We start from the raw sequence: 16,398 nt of genomic DNA on the forward strand, positions 1-16,398 counted from the left end.
ATGGACTTCGCGTACGACGACCGCACCCGCGAACTGATCGCGGAGGTCAGCGCCTTCATGGACAGCTACGTCCACCCGGCGGAGGAGACCTTCCACCGGCAGCTGGACCAGTTGGAGAACCGATGGCAGTGGGACAGCGTCCCCGTGCTGGCGCAGCTGCGCGCGCAGGCCCGCAGCCGCGGCCTCTGGAACCTCTTCCTCCCCGATGAGCGAGGCGCAGGACTGACCAACCTGCAGTACGCGCCGCTCGCCGAGCTCTCCGGCCGCAGCCTGCACCTGGCGCCCGCCGTGTTCAACTGCGCCGCCCCGGACACCGGGAACATGGAGGTGCTCAACCAGTTCGGGACCGACGAGCAGAAGCAGCAGTGGCTTCAGCCGCTCCTCGACGGCAGCATTCGCTCAGCCTTCGCGATGACCGAGCCGGACGTCGCGAGCTCCGACGCCACGAACATCTCGCTGTCGATCGTCCGCGACGGTGACGACTACGTGATCAACGGTCGCAAGTGGTGGATCACCGGCGCGATGAACCCGAACTGCGCGATCTTCATCGTCATGGGGAAGACCGCGCCGGACGCCGAGCGGCACCGTCAGCAGTCGCAGATCCTGGTTCCGCGCGACACCCCCGGCCTCGAAGTGCTGCGCGGTATGCGGGTCTTCGGCTACGAGGACAACAATCACGGAGGCCATGCGGAACTGCGGTTCACGGACGTGCGGGTACCGGCGTCGAACCTGATCGCCGGCGAGGGCGACGGTTTCGCCATCGCCCAGGCCCGCCTCGGACCGGGCAGGATCCACCACTGCATGCGCTCGATCGGAGTCGCGGAGCGCGCGGTGGAGATGATGTGCGACCGGGTCTCCGGGCGCAGTGCGTTCGGCAAACCACTCTCGGACCAGGGCGTGATCCGCGATTGGATCGCCGAATCTCGGGTACGGATCGAACAACTGCGGCTGCTGGTGCTCAAGACCGCATGGCTGATGGACACCGTCGGGAACCGGGGCGCCCATACCGAGATCCAGGCGATCAAGATCGCCACTCCGCAGACCGTGCAGTGGATCCTGGACAAGGCGATCCAGGCCCATGGTGCGGGAGGGCTGTCCCAGGACTTCTCCCTCGCCGAGGCCTACGCTGGAATCCGCACGCTGCGCTTCGCCGACGGCCCCGACGAGGTGCACAAGAACTCCCTCGCCCGCGCCGAACTCAAGAAGCGAGCCGCCACATGACAACCGGCATCGTCCCGACCGTTCCGACCGCGACCGGGCCCGTGGACCCGGACGAGCTCGGCGCGACCCTCATGCACGAGCACCTCTTCGTCCTCACCCCGGACGTCCAGCAGAACTACCCCGGCGAGTTCGGTGACGAGGACGCCCGGATCGCCGACGCCGTCGAGAAGCTGCAGATCGCCTACGACGCCGGGGTGCGGACCATCGTCGACCCCACGGTGGTCGGCCTGGGCCGGTACGTTCCGCGGATCCGCCGGCTCGCCGAGCAGACACCGGTGCGGATCGTCGTCGCCACCGGCATCTACACCCACCGGGACGCCCCGCGGTACTTCACCTATCGCGGGCCGGCGCTCACCGCCGTGACCGGCATCGACTTCCCCGACCCGATGGTGGACATGTTCGTCGGCGATATCGTCGACGGAATCGCCGGTACCGGAGTCAAAGCGGGAATGCTCAAGTGCGCGATCGACCACCACGGACTCACCGAAGGGGTGGAACGGGTGATGCGCGCGGTCGCCCAGGCGCACCGCATGACCGGGGTGCCGATCACCGTGCACACCCACCCCGGCTCGCAGAGCGGTCTCCTGGTCAAGCGAGTGATGTGCGATGAGGAGGGCGTCGATCCCAGCCGGATCGTGCTGGGGCACAGTGGGGATTCCAGCGATGTGGAGCACCTGTGCACCCTCGCCGAAGCCGGCTTCATCCTCGGGTTCGACAGGTTCGGGATCAACCTGGACACCACCTTCGAGGCCCGCAACGACACGCTGATCGAGATGCTCCGGCGCGGTCACGCCGATCGGATCGTGCTCTCGCAGGACGCCGCCTGCTACATCGACTGGGTCGATCCGCAGGTCAAGGCCGGGATGGTGCAGTGGCACTACACGCACATCTTCGACGACGTCTTCCCGTACCTGTTCGATCGCGGGGTCACGCAGGACCAGATCGACACCATGCTGATCGACGTACCCCGGCGGGTGCTGACCGAGCGGTAGCACCGTCGGCGCTCACCCGAGACCGGCCTGGACCGCGATCACCGCGGCCTGCACCCTGGACTGCACCCCCAGTTTCATCAGAACGCGGGAGATGTGTGTCTTCACCGTGGCCTCGCCGATGTGCAGATGCCGTGCGATCTGATGGTTGGACAGTCCCGAGCCCAACCCGGCGAGCACCTCGAGCTCGCGCTCGGTGAGGGAGGACAGGTCGGCCGGAGGCGGTTCGGCGGTGGCGTGGGGGAGCGCGGCGATCACCGCCCGGGTGACCTTCGGATCGAGCACGGCATCACCGTCGGCGACCGCCCGCACCGCTCGGATCAGTTCGTCACCCCCGGCCGATTTGAGGAGGAAACCGCTGGCCCCGGCGCTCAGGGCACCGAGCACGTACTCGTCGAGGTCGAAGGTGGTCAGCACCAGGACCGCGCTGTCGGTCTCGGCGACCACCGAGGCGGTCGCGGCCAGCCCGTCCACGCGTGGCATCCGCACGTCCATCACCACCACATCGGGCCGGAGCGCGCGTGCCTGCCGCAGCGCGGCGGCACCGTCACCCGCCTCACCCACCACCTGGACCTCACCGGTGGACTCGAGCAGCAGGCGCAGTCCGGCCCGGATCGCGGCGTGGTCATCCGCCAGGACGACGGTGACCGTCACCGTGCCACCTCCAGCGGCACGGTCGCTCGGACCACCCAGGTCCGGCCGCGAACGCCGGCGGTGGCGGCACCGCCTATCGACTGGGCGCGGAAAGCGATGTTGTGCAGACCGTTCCCCGAACCTTCGGTCCAATCCGGCCCCGGCAGATCGTTGACGGCGGTCACCGTGACCTCCTTCGCGTCGACGTCCGTGCGCACCTGCAGAACGGTACCCGGGGCGTGCTTGGTGGCGTTGGTGATCACCTCACCCAGGATGCGGGTCAGCGACGCCTCGACCGCAGTGGGCAGGGGATCTGCGGGCAACTGCATCCGGACGTCGACCCCGGCGGCACCCGCGGTCTCGATCAGCGCGTCCAGGGAGGCGAACGTGGTCCGTACTGCGGCGTCGTCGGGGGAGGTGAGCAGATTGATGGTGGCCCGCATCTCCTCGAGCGCGGCCAGGCTTCCCGAGCGGATGGACTGCAGTACCGCGGGATCCTGCGGCCCGCGCCGGGCGGCGTCCGCGAGGATCGCCACCGCCGACAGGTGCCCGGCGACGGTGTCGTGCAGTTCCCGCGCCAGTCGCCGGCGTTCCTCCGCGAGCGCCGCCGCCCGCCGGGCCCCGGCCTCGTCGCGTTCGAGCTCGGCCAGGCGCCGATAGGCGCGCACCGCCCGGGCGTATCCGATGGGTGACCATACGATCGCGACCAGCACCAGGACGGTGTAGATCCCGCCCTTGACCCCGGCGATCACCGCGCCGGTGGTCCCGAGGATCACCGTCAGTGCGAGCACCGTCCACGAGACGGCGTCGCGCAGCCGGTCGCTGCCGGTGGCCACGGAGAGGTAGATGACGTCGGAGAGGGCGATCCACAGCACCACCGACGGCCCGAACGGAAGGTCCCATGCGACCAGGGCCAGCACCAGCACGAAGGCGATCGCGGGGCGGCGCCGCGCCAGCAGTTGCAGCGTCAGAGCTCCGCACAGGAGACCGAACTTGACCTGCCACGGGTAGAAGTCCTCGGCGCTGCTGCGTGCGCTCCACCCGTCCGCCGCCCAGAGCAACAGTCCCACCAGAGTGGTTCCGATCGCGGGGACCGCGGCGTACTCCGAGGTCCACGACCGGTTGGGTGGCTTCATGCGCCCATTGCAGCACATCGGAGGTGGTGTGGGGTCCGCCGAAGGGATTACCGGGAGCGAGTCGGGAGAGGGACGACGCGCGGCCCGATTCGCGGAAGCGTGGTGAGCATGGCAGAGCTGAACAACCCCGTGTTGTGGACGATCGTCGCCTGCGAGATCGGCTTCTGGGTACTGGTACTGGGGGGACTGACCCTGCGCTACCCGTTGCGGCAACGGCGGGCGGGAATGGTGACGTTGGCCCTGGTGCCGGTCCTGGACGTGGTGTTGATCGTCGCTGTCGCGATCGACCTCCATCGCGGCGGGGAAGTGGGCTTCGCGCACCGTCTGGCCGGGATCTATCTGGGCTGCACCGTGATGTTCGGTCACCGGCTGATCGCCTGGGCGGACGAGCGCTTCGCCCACCGGTTCGCCGGCGGTCCGGCGCCGCGGAAGATCCCCAGGACCGGTCCGGAACGCAGCCGCAAGGAATGGGCCGACTTCCTGCGGTGGCTCGGCGCCGTGGTGATCGCCTCGGTGGTCTCGCTCGGGCTCGGTTACACAGTGGCCGATGAGGTTCAGCGGGAGGCGCTGATGGGCGTGTTCGGCACGCTCGGTGTGATCACAGTGCTGTGGTTGGTCACCGGTCCGCTGTGGGTGTCGGGCCGCTCCGAGTCCGCTCGCCGCTGAGCGCCGCCGTGTGGCCCCCAGGGGAGGGGCGTTCGTCCCGTATCGATCCCGAACCCGGCAATTCGTCGTCGCCGACGGGTGAATCGGGGGCCAGCGTGGTTCACTGATCCCGAATCGCTTGTGCCGCAAGTTGTTTGCCGTACAAACAATCTCGAGTCTCAGCCCAGAAAGGTCATGATGTCTAGCTTCAAGCGTGCCTGGATCGCTGCAGCGGCGATCGGTGGTCTGGTTCTACTCGGCACCGCCCCGGCGTTCGCCGACGACGGAGCCGGCGCAGCAGCGTCGATCGATTCCGGTAGTTCACCCCGTGACGTGGGCGCCAAGGTCGAATCCGGTGGTTCCCCGATCTCGGGTGCCGCCAAGATCGATTCCGGTAGCGGCCCGCGGGCCGTCGGAGACACGATCAGCACCGGCAGCGGCCCGCGCAAGACCGTCAAGAAGTAACCGGACCGGTGTCCGTCGGCCCGGACGCCGTCCGACACCGAGAACGACGAACGCCGCACCGGCTCAGCCGGTGCGGCGTTCGTCGTCTGACCTGCGGCTAATCCAGGTAGTCGCGCAGGACCTGAGAGCGCGACGGATGCCGCAGCTTGCTCATCGTCTTCGACTCGATCTGGCGGATCCGCTCACGCGTGACGCCGTAGACCTGACCGATCTCGTCTAAAGTCCGCGGCTGACCGTCGGTGAGGCCGAACCGCAACCGGACCACGCCCGCCTCACGCTCGGAGAGGGTGTCCAGGACGGACTGCAGCTGATCCTGGAGGAGGGTGAACGACACGGCGTCCACCGCCACCACGGCCTCGGAGTCCTCGATGAAGTCGCCGAGCTGGCTGTCGCCCTCGTCGCCGATGGTCTGATCCAGGGAGATCGGCTCACGCGCGTACTGCTGGATCTCCAGTACCTTCTCCGGCGTGATGTCCATCTCCTTGGCGAGCTCCTCCGGAGTCGGCTCGCGGCCGAGGTCCTGGAGCAACTCACGCTGAATACGGCCGAGCTTGTTGATGACCTCGACCATGTGCACCGGGATGCGGATGGTGCGGGCCTGGTCGGCCATGGCGCGGGTGATCGCCTGACGGATCCACCAGGTGGCGTACGTGGAGAACTTGTAGCCCTTGGTGTAGTCGAACTTCTCGACCGCGCGGATGAGACCCAGGTTGCCCTCCTGGATCAGGTCAAGGAAGGCCATACCGCGACCGGTGTAGCGCTTGGCCAGCGAGACCACCAGTCGGAGGTTGGCCTCGAGCAGGTGGTTCTTGGCCCGGTTGCCGTCACGGGCGATCCAGTTCATGTCGCGCCGGATGCCGATCGCCGGCTTCTCGCCGCGCTCGAGCCAGCGGTTGATCATCTGCTCGGCGAACAGGCCGGCCTCGATCCGCTTGGCGAGTTCGACCTCCTCCTCGGCGTTGAGCAGCGCCACCTTGCCGATCTGCTTGAGGTAGGCGCGCACCGAGTCCGCGGAGGCGGTGAGCTCGGCGTCCTTACGTGCCTGCCGCAGCGCCTCGGACTCCTCCTCGTCCCAGACGAAGTCACCGGAGGCCTTATCGGCCTCGGAGGGCTCGTCGTCCTCGGCGTCGGCCGGCGCCGGCTTGGTGACCGCGCTCTTGCCCTGCGGGGTGTCCGGGGAATCATCCGCGTCGTCGGTGTCGAGGGTGATGTCCTCGTCGGCGAGCTCGTCGGGATTGGGGTCGCCGTCGAGTTCGACCTCGGCGTCCTCATCGACTGCCGCGTCCTCGGTGCCTGCGGCCGAAGCGTCCTTCTTGCCCGCGGCCTTCTTCGCCGTGCGCTTCGCGGGCGCCTTCTTGGCCGGAGCCTTCTTGGCGGCTGCCTTCGCGGGCGCCTTCTTGGCGGCTGCCTTCTTGGCGGGCGCCTTCTTGGCCGGAGCCTTCTTGGCGGCTGCCTTCTTGGCGGTGGTCTTCTTGGCGGGGGTCTCCGCCGAGGTGGCCGAACCGTCCACGCCGTCTGCCGACGGTGCGCTGGAGCTGGTCTTCGTCGCTGCCACGTACGCCCTTTCCTACTGTGCTTGCGTGCACCGGGATCGCTGCTCGGGCGCGACAACATCGACCGTCCCGAGGGGGTGGCTGTTGAGGCGTCCGGTGGCGAAGTGGTCCGGCGTCCGGTCCGGCGTGTCGACGCCGGACCCCCATTGTAACGATCCGGTCGCCCCGCCTGTACTCACCTGCGGTCAAACCGGTCGAAGTCGCCGTGATCAGCGAGAGCGCGCGGCCTGCGCCGCTCCCACGATCCCCGCCGTGTTCAGCAGCTTCGCTGCGATCACCTGGGTGCGCACGTCCAACAGGGGGACCCACTTGTCGGCCTTACGGCTGATGCCGCCGCCGACGATGATCAGGTCCGGCCAGATCAGCCGCTCGTACTCCCGGATCACCCGGCTGACCTGTCCGGCCCACTTCTCATAGCTCCAGCCGCGACGCTCCTTGACCGAACTGGCGGCACGATGCTCGGCCTCTTTGCCGTCCACCTCGATGTGTCCGAACTCGGTGTTGGGCACCAGGGTGCCGCGATAGATCAGCGCCGAACCGATGCCGGTGCCCAGTGTCAGGAGCAGGATGACCCCGTCGAAATCGCGTCCCGCGCCGTACCGGTCCTCGGCGAGCCCGGCCGCGTCGGCGTCGTTGAGGACCGTCACCGGCCGGTCCAGGGTGGAGCCGAACAGTGCGTTCGCATCCGTACCGATCCACTCCGGGGCGATGTTGGCGGCACTGCGGACGATGCCGTTGGTGACCACTGCGGGCACCGTGATCCCGACCGGGCCCTCCCAGGAGAAGTGGTCGATGACCTCCCGTGCCACCTGCGCGCAGGCCTGGGGCGTCGACGGCTGCGGGGTGTCCACCTTGAACCGCTCACCGACCAGTTCGCCGGTCTCCAGGTCGACGACGCCGCCCTTGATCCCGCTGCCGCCGATGTCGACACCGAAGCCGAGTTTCTCCGTCATGTACCGCTCCGCATCCCTTCTCCGTGCGTGTTCCTCGAAGTGCCGGACCGACTGATCGGCCGTCCGGAGCCCCGGGCATCGGTCACCGATGCCGCTCGTGGTGTCAAACTACCGCGAATTGTGGTTCTGTGGAGATCGTGCACCAGGACCGGTGGGAGTTGTCCGAGATCGCCGTGACCATCGCTCGGGAGGCGGCGCAACACGTCGCCACACGCCGGGCGGAGGTATTCGGCGACAACGCATTCGACGAACGCGGCGATGACTCGCCGGAGGCGGTGAGTACCAAGTCGACACCGACGGACCCGGTGACGGTGGTCGACACCGAGACCGAACGGTTCGTCCGGGACCGGCTCGCCCGGTTACGCCCCGGCGACACCGTGCTCGGTGAGGAGTACGGCGGCGGCGCCGGCGCACCCGGCGCGGTCCGATGGGTGGTCGACCCCATCGACGGCACCGTCAACTTCCTCTACGGGGTCCCCGCCTACGCGGTCTCGATCGGCGCCCAGGTGGACGGGGTCTCGGTGGCGGGAGCCGTCGCCGACGTCGTGGGCGGCACCGTCTACGCCGCGTCGCTGGGCGGCGGAGCGCGGGCGATCAGCGCCGACGGCACGGTGCGCCGACTCCGGGCGAACCCGATCACCGATCCCGCGCTCGCGCTGGTCGCGACCGGTTTCGGCTATTCCCGGCAGCGACGCGAACGCCAGGGTGCGGTGCTCGCACAGGTGCTGCCTCAGGTGCGGGACGTCCGGCGGATCGGCTCGGCCGCACTGGACCTGTGCATGGTCGCGTCCGGTCGCGCGGATGCGCATTTCGAGCACGGCCTGAGTCCGTGGGACTGGGCCGCCGGTGCACTGATCGCACAGGAGGCCGGGGCGACTGTGATCGTGCCCGGACCCGATTCGAACAGCGACGACGGTGCCCTCACCCTGGCGGTCGCCCCCGCCATCGCGGACCGGTTCATCGAGATCCTGCGCGGAGCAGGGGGCCTGGAGAATCTGTAACGGTCAGCTACAGGGTTGATCGTGCACGGCGGCGACCAGGGCCGGGTTCGCGCCACCGTCGGACGCCCCGGCGGGAGCCGCACGCAGGATGCGCAGAATCTCCTGGGCGTCGGTGGACGGCTCCAGATCGGTGAAGAACGTGCCCAGGGCCAGGTCGACGCTGGCGTCGCGCCGGCCGTCGTTGATCAACTCGGCGCACGGCGCGATGATCCACGCGGCGGCGGCCGCCGCCTTTCCGGCGTCACCGAAACGGAGTTGGGACTGACACTCCATCCGGGTGTACTGCGAGTCGTTGCCGTAACCGCCGGTCTGCGGGGCGACGAAACCGTAATCGGCCAGCTTGTTCAACGTGGTCTCCGCACGGCCGGCGTGGCCGGACGCGTTGAGCACCCGGACCGTCGTAGCGGCCAGCGGCGCCGGTCGCACCGAGACCAGGTCACTCGGTGCCACCACCTCGAACTTGGCGGGGGCGGCGGCCGGGCCCGGCTTGGCCCCGGAGGCGGGTGCCGCGGACGCGCTCGGCGGCGACGGAGCCGGGCAGGAGACCGGTGCCGCAACCTCCTCCTGTGACGAGAGGGCCTTCGCCCAGGTGGCGATGGCCACGACGGCCAGTACCGCGATCACGATGAGTACCGGCAACACGTTGCGGCGCCGGAACGGCTGTCCGTTCCGGTCGAATCGGCGGCCAGCGCCGGTGAGCTGGGAAACCACGGCCCCGACCTTACGGGAGCGCCGCCGTCGATATCGGTAGGCGGAGCCGGGACGCCCGGGGAATCGCCTCGGGAATCATTGCGGGGGGTTGTGCGTTAGAGGGGCTACACGCGGCGGAATCCGGTCGCTCGGCGATTACCGTGACATCGGTACTCATGTGAGCTACACTCTGGGCCGCTCGCGCCGGAAAGTGCGCCCGGCGATCTCGGAAACCCCGAGATCAGGGGCCGAGCAAAGGATGGGGATTACACGGTATGGCAACTGATTACGACGCGCCTCGGCGCTCCGAGGCGGACGAGATCTCGGAGGACTCGCTCGAGGAGCTCAAGGCCCGCCGCAACGAGGGCCAGTCCGGCACGGTGGACGTCGACGAGGGCGAGACCGCCGAGTCGTTTGAACTCCCCGGTGCCGATCTGTCCGGCGAGGAACTCAGCGTCCGCGTGGTCCCCAAGCAGGCCGACGAGTTCACCTGTACGAGTTGCTTCCTCGTCTACCACCGCAGCCGACTCGCCGACCCCAACGGTAGCGAACTGATCTGCATCGACTGCGCCTGAGCACGCGGAACCCGGCCGGCGGCCCGCTCTAATCGAGCGTGGTCGCGGCGGGGATGAGAGCGAGGATCCGCTCCGGATGACGGGTGGACACCATCCAGTACGGAGTCGGATCCTCCGGATCGTCGAGGACCACCACGATCATGGTCCGGATCCACCCCTTGTGATACAGGAACGCAGCCGGGTCGAGTTGGCGCCCCAGCGCGGCGCTCTTCGCCTCCCCGGGAACCGCCGCCGCCCGCGAGACCAGTTCCAACGGCAGATGCGCATTGCCGGCCCACAGCTCACCGTCGCGCACCGCGACCGAGCCGCGCCCCATCGACCACAGCAGTACCGCTATCACCGCGATCACCAGCACGAAGGCGCCGATCATCCAATCACCCCACCGCGCGGCGAGAGTGATCTCGAAGCAGATCAATCCGGCGACGAGGGCGCCCGCGAGCCACCAGTACCAGGGCACCGTCAGGCGCTCGAAGTACCGGGCGTCCAGCTGCGGGGTGTTCACTGCTCGATCCTGGGCCACCCCACCAGCGTAGTCTGCAACGCATGGTCAGCCAGATACCCCTCCTGCGCCTCGACGAGGGCCTGCCCCTTCCCAAGCGCGCACACCCCGGCGACGCCGGAGTGGACCTGTACTCGACGATCGCCGTGCGACTCGAACCCGGTGCCCGCACCCTGATTCCCACCGGCGTGGCCATCGCACTACCGCACGGCACCGTCGGCCTGGTGCACCCCCGGTCCGGCCTGGCCGCGAAGCACGGCCTCACCGTGGTGAACACCCCCGGAACCATCGACGCCGGATACCGCGGCGAGATCAAGGTGTGCCTACTCAACACCGACCGTGACAAGGCCGTCGAGATCGAACGCGGCGACCGGATCGCGCAGCTGCTGGTACAGCGGGTGGAGCTGCCCGAGTTCATCGAGGTCTCCTTCCTGGACGAGACCGTGCGAGGCTCCGGCGGCTACGGCTCGTCCGGCGGTCACGCCAGTCTCGAGACCACCCAGTAATCCACCACCTTCCGATTCAAGGAGAAACGTCCCATGGCCCTCGGCCGCCGCAAGTCCGGCAAGCAGCGCAGCAGTTCCAGCGTCGATCCGTACGCCTCGATCGGTCAGCCCGAGCACCAGTCGGTGCCGGTGCCCCCGGAGGACGACGAGGCCGATCAGCAGCTCGGCTCCGGCTCCGGCCCCTACGACCTGTCGTCCCTGGCCGATGCCACCGGCCTCGACGACGGTCGTCTGGACCTCGGATCGATCATCCTGGCGATGCCTCCTGAGGCGCAGCTGCAGGTGGAGATGAGCCCCGAGGGCGCGCCTGTGGGCGTGCACCTGGACACCCCGATGGGGCGGGTCACTCCCGGTGTCTTCGCCGCACCGAAGTCCGGTGGACAGTGGCGTGAAGTGGTCACCGAGCTCGCCGACTCGCTGCGTGAGAACGGCGCCCGGGTGAGCATCGAGGACGGCCACTGGGGCCGCGAGGTGGTCGGAGTGCAGCCCGACGGGGTGCTCCGGTTCATCGGCGTCGACGGCCCACGGTGGATGGTCCGGTTCGTGGTGGCCTCACCGGCCGAGACCGCCGAGCAGGCCGCGCAGCTGGCCCGGGCGATGCTCGCCGAGACCGTGGTGCGCCGTGGCACCGATCCGCGTCCGGCCCGTGACCACCTGGAGATCGAGCTCCCGGCGGAGCTGGTGCAGCAGCTGCAGCAGGCGATGGCCGCCCAGCAGGCCCAGCAGCAGGAGGCCGCCGCCTCGATCGCCGCGCAGGTCGCGCAGCGCGCCGCGGCGGACGGCCCGCAGACCCTGCGGCAGAGCAATCAGGACCGGCTCACGCAGGGATCGGCGCTGTCGAGGCTCAACAACCCGCAGCAGTGAACCCGGCGAGCGCGGCCCGGCCCAACACCGCCGGGTCCGGGCCGAGCTCCGCCAACTGCACCACCTGAAGCGGCGCCTGAGGGATCGCCTCGCTCCACGCCCGGGCCACCGCGAGCGGGTGGATCGGATCGTCGAGTGCGCCGATCACCACGACGGGTGCCCGCAGGCGCGTCAGTTCCGCCTCGGTGGGCGCGACGAACGACGCCGCCTCCCGCATCGCCGGGGCGAGGAAATCACCGTGCGCGGCCCAGGAGCGGGTCAGCTCACGCGCCAGCCACGGCGGTGACCCCTCCTGCATCCGGGTGATCGCCGCGGCCGGTCCCAGCCGGTCGACCGTCTGTGCGGTGAACCGCGCCGAGACCGCCGCCGCAGCATCGGGACCGGCCGGCCCCGACCACGCCGGCAGCGCCAGGACCAGCCGGATCTCTGCGTCCGGATGATCGAGTGCCCACCGTGCAGCCACCGCCGAGCCCAGTGAGAAACCACACGCCAGCACCGGGCCGTCGGCCCCGGCGGCGGTCAGCGCGGAGCGGTATCCGTCCACCACGGAGGGCGCCGCGGGGTCGAGCGCGACCACCCGGCGGCAGTGCTGCGCGATCGGAGCGAAGGCACGACCGACGAAGTCGGCGTCCGAGCCGGATCCGGGGAGTAGGACCGCGGTGGTGCGCTCGAGGAAGTCCATGCCCCGAGCATGCCAGTAGGGTGTTCACGTGACGGATGGTGCGCAGAAGGAGCCGGCGACGGCTCAGGGCGATGCCGAGCCCTCGATCAAGGATCAGGTGCTCGAGCAGATCGGCGGCTGGCAGGGAATGGTCTACTCCGCCCTGCCCGTGGCGGCGTTCGTGCCCGCGAACTCCCTATGGGGGCTTCGGGGCGGAGCGATCGCGGCGCTCGCCGTGGCCGCCCTGGTCGCGGTGATCCGCGTGGCCACCCGCAGTTCCCTGCAGCCGGCCATCTCCGGGTTCTTCGGAGTGGCAGTGTGCGTGGCGATCGCCATGTTCGTCGGCGGCAACGGCAAGGGCTACTTCCTCTACGGCATCGTGATGCAGGCGGTGTTCGCGGTGGTCTTCGCGGCCTCACTGCTGATCCGCATGCCCTTGGTGGGTGTGCTCTGGCACCTGTTCGCGGACCGCGGAGCACCCGCTCCCGCCTCGTCCGAACCCCCCGGTGACGCCGCGCAGGCCACCTCGAAACAGGGGACTGCGGCGCCGGACTGGCGTGCGGACCGCCGGCAGTTCCGGGTCTTCGCATGGTTGACGGTGCTGTGGATCGTCATGTTCTCGATCCGCTTCGCCGTGCAGTTCGCGCTGTACGTCGGCGACGATGTCGGCGGTCTCGGGATCGCCCGGATCCTCATGGGCTGGCCGATGTTCGCCGCCGGTCTGCTCGTCACCTTCTTCGTCGCGCGCAGGTACACCGATGACCGCGCCGCCTGAAGAACTGACGCTCACCTGCGGCGCGCCCGGACACGGTGGATTCGTGATCGCCCGGCACGAGGGCCGTGCGGTCTTCGTGCGCGGCGCTCTCCCCGCAGAGACGGTGCGCGCCCGGGTCACCGAGGTCAAGAAGTCGTACCTGCGGGCGAGCACCGTCGAAGTGATGGAGGCCTCGCCGCACCGGGTTCCGGACACCTGTCCCGCCGCGACGGCCGGTGCCGGCTGCTGCGACCTCACCTTCGCCGACGCCGCATATCAGCGCGAACTCAAGGCCGCCGTGCTCGGCGAGCAACTCCAGCGGATCGGCGGATTCGCGCCCGAGACGATCGAGGCGATCTGGGACGGCACCGTCGCACCGCTGCAGGAGGGTGGTCGGGACGCGGGCCCGGATGCAACCCCCTCCGGATGGCGGCACCGCGCCCGACTGGTCGCCGCGGCGGACGGCCGCCTCGGGCAGCACGCCCACCGCAGCGATGCCGTGATCGTCGCCCCCTGCGCGCAACTGCCCACCGCCCTGACCGGCCTCGCCGACCGACTGCGGGCCGAGCCCGGAACCGACGTGGCACTGGTGCTCGACGACGCCGGCGCGACACACGCCGCCGTACCCGCCCGGCGGGGCCGCCCCGCGCAGTCCCTGGCCGGCGAGGCGCTCGCCGAGTACCGGGTGGGGGAGCGCTCCTGGCGGATCCCTGTCGGCGGGTTCTGGCAGGCGCACCGGGACGCCGCCGCCGGCTACGCCCGCCGGATAGCCGCGTACGCCGCACAGTACGGGCCCTCCGCTGGTCACGCCTGGGACCTGTACGGCGGCGTCGGCGTGTTCGCCGCGGCCCTGGCTGACCAGGGGCGCAGCGTCGACGTGGTGGAGACCTCCGGTGGGGCGATCGCGGCCGGTAAGCAGACCCTCGCGCAGGACCCCGTCGCCTTCCACCGCGGCGACGTCGCCGCGCGGCTCAAGGGCCTGCGCGCACCGGACGTGGTGGTGCTCGATCCGCCGCGCACCGGCGCGGGAACCCCGGTGATGACCGCGATCACCGCGGCCCGGCCACCGGTGATCGTGCACGTCGGGTGCGATCCGGCGTCCTTCGCCCGCGACCTCGCAGCCGCCCGGGACAACGGCTACCGCGTCGCTGAGCTGGCCGCTTGCGACGCCTTTCCCGGAACGCACCACCTGGAGGCCTTCGCCGTCCTGGTGCCGGGCACCGATACCGGCCGAGATCGGTAAAGTGAGTCGAAGAACGAATTCGGAAGGAGCGGCACGGCGGTATGAATCTGCTCAGCAGCATCGAATCCCCGCGGGACCTGCGCCGGCTGGACCAGGCGCAGCTCACCGAGCTCGCCGCGCAGATCCGTGACTTCCTGGTGGAGAAGGTCTCGGCCACCGGCGGGCACCTCGGCCCGAACCTCGGCGTGGTCGAACTGACCATGGCGATCCACCGCGTCTTCGACTCCCCGGTCGACCCGATCCTGTTCGACACCGGGCATCAGGCCTACGTGCACAAGATCCTCACCGGCCGCCGCGACGGCTTCGACACGTTGCGCCAGGCCGGCGGCCTGTCCGGGTACCCCTGCCGGGCTGAATCCTCGCACGACTGGGTCGAGTCGTCGCACGCCTCGGCGGCACTGAGTTACGCCGACGGCCTGGCGAAGGCCTTCGCGCTCAACGGCGAGCATCGCACCGTGGTGGCCGTCGTCGGTGACGGTGCGCTCACCGGCGGAATGTGCTGGGAGGCACTGAACAACATCGCCGCCTCCGACCGCCCCGTCGTGGTGGTGGTCAACGACAACGGTCGCTCCTACGCGCCCACCATCGGCGGCCTGGCCACCCACCTGTCCGGCCTGCGCACCCAGCCCGAGTACGAGTGGTTGCTCGGCGAGGCCCGGGCCCGGCTGCGCCGGGTGCCGGTGTTCGGTGAACCCGCCTACTCGGTGCTGCACGGTATGAAGGCCGGCATCAAGGACATGGTCAGTCCCCAGGCACTGTTCGCCGACCTGGGGCTGAAGTACGTCGGCCCGATCGACGGTCACGACGAAGCGGCCCTGGAAGCGGCACTGTGCCGGGCCAAGGACTTCGGCGGTCCGGTGGTGGTGCACGCCATCACCCGTAAGGGCAACGGCTACCAGCACGCGGAGAACCACGAGGCCGACCAGATGCACGGTATCGGCGTGATCGACCCGGCCACCGGCGTCCCCGTCGGCGGTGGCGGCGTCGCCGACTGGACCTCGGTCTTCTCCGAGGAGCTGATCGCGCACGGTGAGCAGCGTCCCGACGTGGTGGCGATCACCGGCGCGATGGCCGAGCCCACCGGAGTGGCGGAGTTCGGCCGGAAGTTCCCCGACCGGATCTTCGACGTGGGCATCGCCGAGCAGCACGCGCTCACCTCCGCGGCGGGCCTGGCACTGGGCGGTATGCACCCGGTGGTCGCGCTGTACTCGACCTTCCTCAACCGCGCCTTCGACCAGCTGCTGATGGACGTGGCGCTGCTCCGGCAGGGCGTCACCGTGGTCCTGGACCGTTCCGGTGTCACCGGTCCGGACGGTGCCAGCCATCACGGTATGTGGGACCTCTCGCTGGCCGCGATCGTTCCCGGCCTGCGGGCCGCGGTGCCGCGTGACGCCTCCCGGTTGCGGGAGGAGTTCGCCGAGGCCCTGGCCGTCGACGACGCTCCGACCCTGGTCCGGTATCCCAAGGGGGCGGTCCCGGCGGATCTGGACGCCGTGCGCCGTCTCCCCGACGGTGTCGATGTGCTGGTCGAGAACGCCGGCCCCGATGCCGGTGCGGACGTGCTGCTGGTGGCGGTCGGCCCGTTCGCGCACACCGCCGTCGACGTGGCCGCGCGGCTGCGGGACCAGGGGATCACCGCCACCGTCGTCGATCCGCGGTGGGTGCTCCCGGTGCCCGGGTCCGTGGTCGAACTCGCCCGCACCCACCACCTCGTCGTCACCGTCGAGGACTGCGGGGTCGCCGGCGGTATCGGCGCTGCGGTCACCGCGGAACTGCAGCGCGCCGACGTGGATGTCCCCACCCGGGTGCTCGGAATCGAACAGCGATTCCTCGACCACGCCTCGCGTGGACAGATCCTCACCGAACTGGGCCTCACCCCGTCGGAGATCGCCTTCCGGATCACCGGATGGATCACCGCCTGCGCACCGGCGGCGGTCACCAACGGCGCGGTCAACGGGCCGAAGCAGCCGCAGCAGATCGTCAGCCGCGCACCGAGCCGCTGAGCCGGGC

The 16,398-nt window shown here is 69.8% G+C and carries 18 protein-coding genes; 11 read left to right on the top strand and 7 right to left on the bottom strand.

The window, feature by feature from the left end:
- Positions 1-1,221 carry an acyl-CoA dehydrogenase family protein gene (locus ACYVHG_RS01055; protein ID WP_461165574.1) on the top strand — a complete coding sequence of 407 codons (1,221 nt, stop codon included), beginning with the start codon at positions 1-3 and terminating at the stop codon, positions 1,219-1,221.
- Positions 1,218-2,213 (top strand): phosphotriesterase family protein, encoded by a 996-nt coding sequence (locus tag ACYVHG_RS01060; protein WP_461165575.1) that lies wholly within the window; start codon positions 1,218-1,220, stop codon positions 2,211-2,213. Before ACYVHG_RS01055 ends, ACYVHG_RS01060 begins: the two co-directional genes overlap by 4 nt.
- Positions 2,214-2,225: 12 nt before the next feature.
- Here ACYVHG_RS01060 and ACYVHG_RS01065 read toward each other — a convergent pair whose 3' ends face one another.
- Entirely contained in the window at positions 2,226-2,864 is a 639-nt protein-coding gene (locus ACYVHG_RS01065) for a response regulator (protein ID WP_461165576.1), read from the bottom strand.
- Positions 2,861-3,979 carry a sensor histidine kinase gene (locus tag ACYVHG_RS01070; RefSeq protein ID WP_461165577.1) on the bottom strand — a complete coding sequence of 373 codons (1,119 nt, stop codon included), beginning with the start codon at positions 3,977-3,979 and terminating at the stop codon, positions 2,861-2,863. The genes ACYVHG_RS01065 and ACYVHG_RS01070 overlap by 4 nt, the downstream gene beginning before the upstream one ends.
- Before the next feature lie 108 nt (positions 3,980-4,087).
- Here ACYVHG_RS01070 and ACYVHG_RS01075 point away from each other — a divergent pair, with 108 nt between their 5' ends.
- Positions 4,088-4,645, top strand: a complete 558-nt coding sequence (locus ACYVHG_RS01075; protein ID WP_461165578.1) for a hypothetical protein — start codon at positions 4,088-4,090, stop codon at positions 4,643-4,645.
- Between the two features lie 177 nt (positions 4,646-4,822).
- Positions 4,823-5,089, top strand: coding sequence for a hypothetical protein (locus ACYVHG_RS01080; protein ID WP_461165579.1), 267 nt, complete (start codon positions 4,823-4,825; stop codon positions 5,087-5,089).
- Positions 5,090-5,186: 97 nt separating this feature from the next.
- Here ACYVHG_RS01080 and ACYVHG_RS01085 read toward each other — a convergent pair whose 3' ends face one another.
- Together ACYVHG_RS01085 and ppgK are read right to left on the bottom strand one after the other, a co-directional pair.
- A complete protein-coding gene (locus ACYVHG_RS01085) occupies positions 5,187-6,644 on the bottom strand; it encodes an RNA polymerase sigma factor (RefSeq protein ID WP_461165580.1) in 1,458 nt (485 codons plus the stop codon).
- A 207-nt stretch (positions 6,645-6,851) separates the two neighbouring features.
- The gene (gene ppgK / locus ACYVHG_RS01090; protein WP_461165581.1) at positions 6,852-7,595 is read right to left on the bottom strand and encodes a polyphosphate--glucose phosphotransferase; all 744 of its coding nucleotides are present in this window, start codon (positions 7,593-7,595) and stop codon (positions 6,852-6,854) included.
- Positions 7,596-7,723: 128 nt separating this feature from the next.
- Here ppgK and ACYVHG_RS01095 point away from each other — a divergent pair, with 128 nt between their 5' ends.
- Entirely contained in the window at positions 7,724-8,596 is an 873-nt protein-coding gene (locus ACYVHG_RS01095; protein WP_461165582.1) for an inositol monophosphatase family protein, read from the top strand.
- A 3-nt stretch (positions 8,597-8,599) separates the two neighbouring features.
- On the opposite strand, the gene cei is transcribed toward ACYVHG_RS01095, so the two are convergent.
- Complete coding sequence (gene cei / locus ACYVHG_RS01100) at positions 8,600-9,307, bottom strand: envelope integrity protein Cei (RefSeq protein WP_461165583.1); 708 nt, start codon at positions 9,305-9,307, stop codon at positions 8,600-8,602.
- 254 nt (positions 9,308-9,561) lie between these two features.
- On the opposite strand from cei, the gene ACYVHG_RS01105 reads away from it, so the two are divergent.
- A complete protein-coding gene (locus ACYVHG_RS01105; protein WP_461165584.1) occupies positions 9,562-9,861 on the top strand; it encodes a DUF4193 domain-containing protein in 300 nt (99 codons plus the stop codon).
- Positions 9,862-9,889: 28 nt separating this feature from the next.
- Here ACYVHG_RS01105 and ACYVHG_RS01110 read toward each other — a convergent pair whose 3' ends face one another.
- The gene (locus ACYVHG_RS01110; RefSeq protein WP_461165585.1) at positions 9,890-10,363 is read right to left on the bottom strand and encodes a DUF3093 domain-containing protein; all 474 of its coding nucleotides are present in this window, start codon (positions 10,361-10,363) and stop codon (positions 9,890-9,892) included.
- Between the two features lie 41 nt (positions 10,364-10,404).
- Between ACYVHG_RS01110 and dut the strand changes: the two genes are divergently transcribed.
- Positions 10,405-10,866: a dUTP diphosphatase gene (dut, locus tag ACYVHG_RS01115; RefSeq protein WP_461165586.1), complete on the top strand. Its 462-nt coding sequence runs from the start codon at positions 10,405-10,407 to the stop codon at positions 10,864-10,866.
- Between the two features lie 33 nt (positions 10,867-10,899).
- The gene (locus ACYVHG_RS01120; protein ID WP_461165587.1) at positions 10,900-11,730 is read left to right on the top strand and encodes a DUF3710 domain-containing protein; all 831 of its coding nucleotides are present in this window, start codon (positions 10,900-10,902) and stop codon (positions 11,728-11,730) included.
- On the opposite strand, the gene ACYVHG_RS01125 is transcribed toward ACYVHG_RS01120, so the two are convergent.
- Complete coding sequence (locus ACYVHG_RS01125) at positions 11,711-12,412, bottom strand: alpha/beta fold hydrolase (protein WP_461165588.1); 702 nt, start codon at positions 12,410-12,412, stop codon at positions 11,711-11,713. The genes ACYVHG_RS01120 and ACYVHG_RS01125 overlap by 20 nt on opposite strands.
- A 28-nt stretch (positions 12,413-12,440) precedes the next feature.
- Here ACYVHG_RS01125 and ACYVHG_RS01130 point away from each other — a divergent pair, with 28 nt between their 5' ends.
- Genes ACYVHG_RS01130 through dxs form a run of 3 tightly spaced genes read left to right on the top strand, consistent with a single transcriptional unit; the run spans position 12,441 to position 16,391 of the window.
- The gene (locus ACYVHG_RS01130) at positions 12,441-13,166 is read left to right on the top strand and encodes a DUF3159 domain-containing protein (RefSeq protein ID WP_461165589.1); all 726 of its coding nucleotides are present in this window, start codon (positions 12,441-12,443) and stop codon (positions 13,164-13,166) included.
- Positions 13,150-14,388, top strand: coding sequence for a class I SAM-dependent RNA methyltransferase (locus tag ACYVHG_RS01135; protein ID WP_461165590.1), 1,239 nt, complete (start codon positions 13,150-13,152; stop codon positions 14,386-14,388). The genes ACYVHG_RS01130 and ACYVHG_RS01135 overlap by 17 nt, the downstream gene beginning before the upstream one ends.
- Positions 14,389-14,435: 47 nt before the next feature.
- Complete coding sequence (gene dxs, locus ACYVHG_RS01140) at positions 14,436-16,391, top strand: 1-deoxy-D-xylulose-5-phosphate synthase (RefSeq protein ID WP_461165842.1); 1,956 nt, start codon at positions 14,436-14,438, stop codon at positions 16,389-16,391.
- Positions 16,392-16,398: the final 7 nt, after the last annotated feature.

The sequence above is a fragment of the Tsukamurella serpentis genome, from assembly GCF_054780975.1.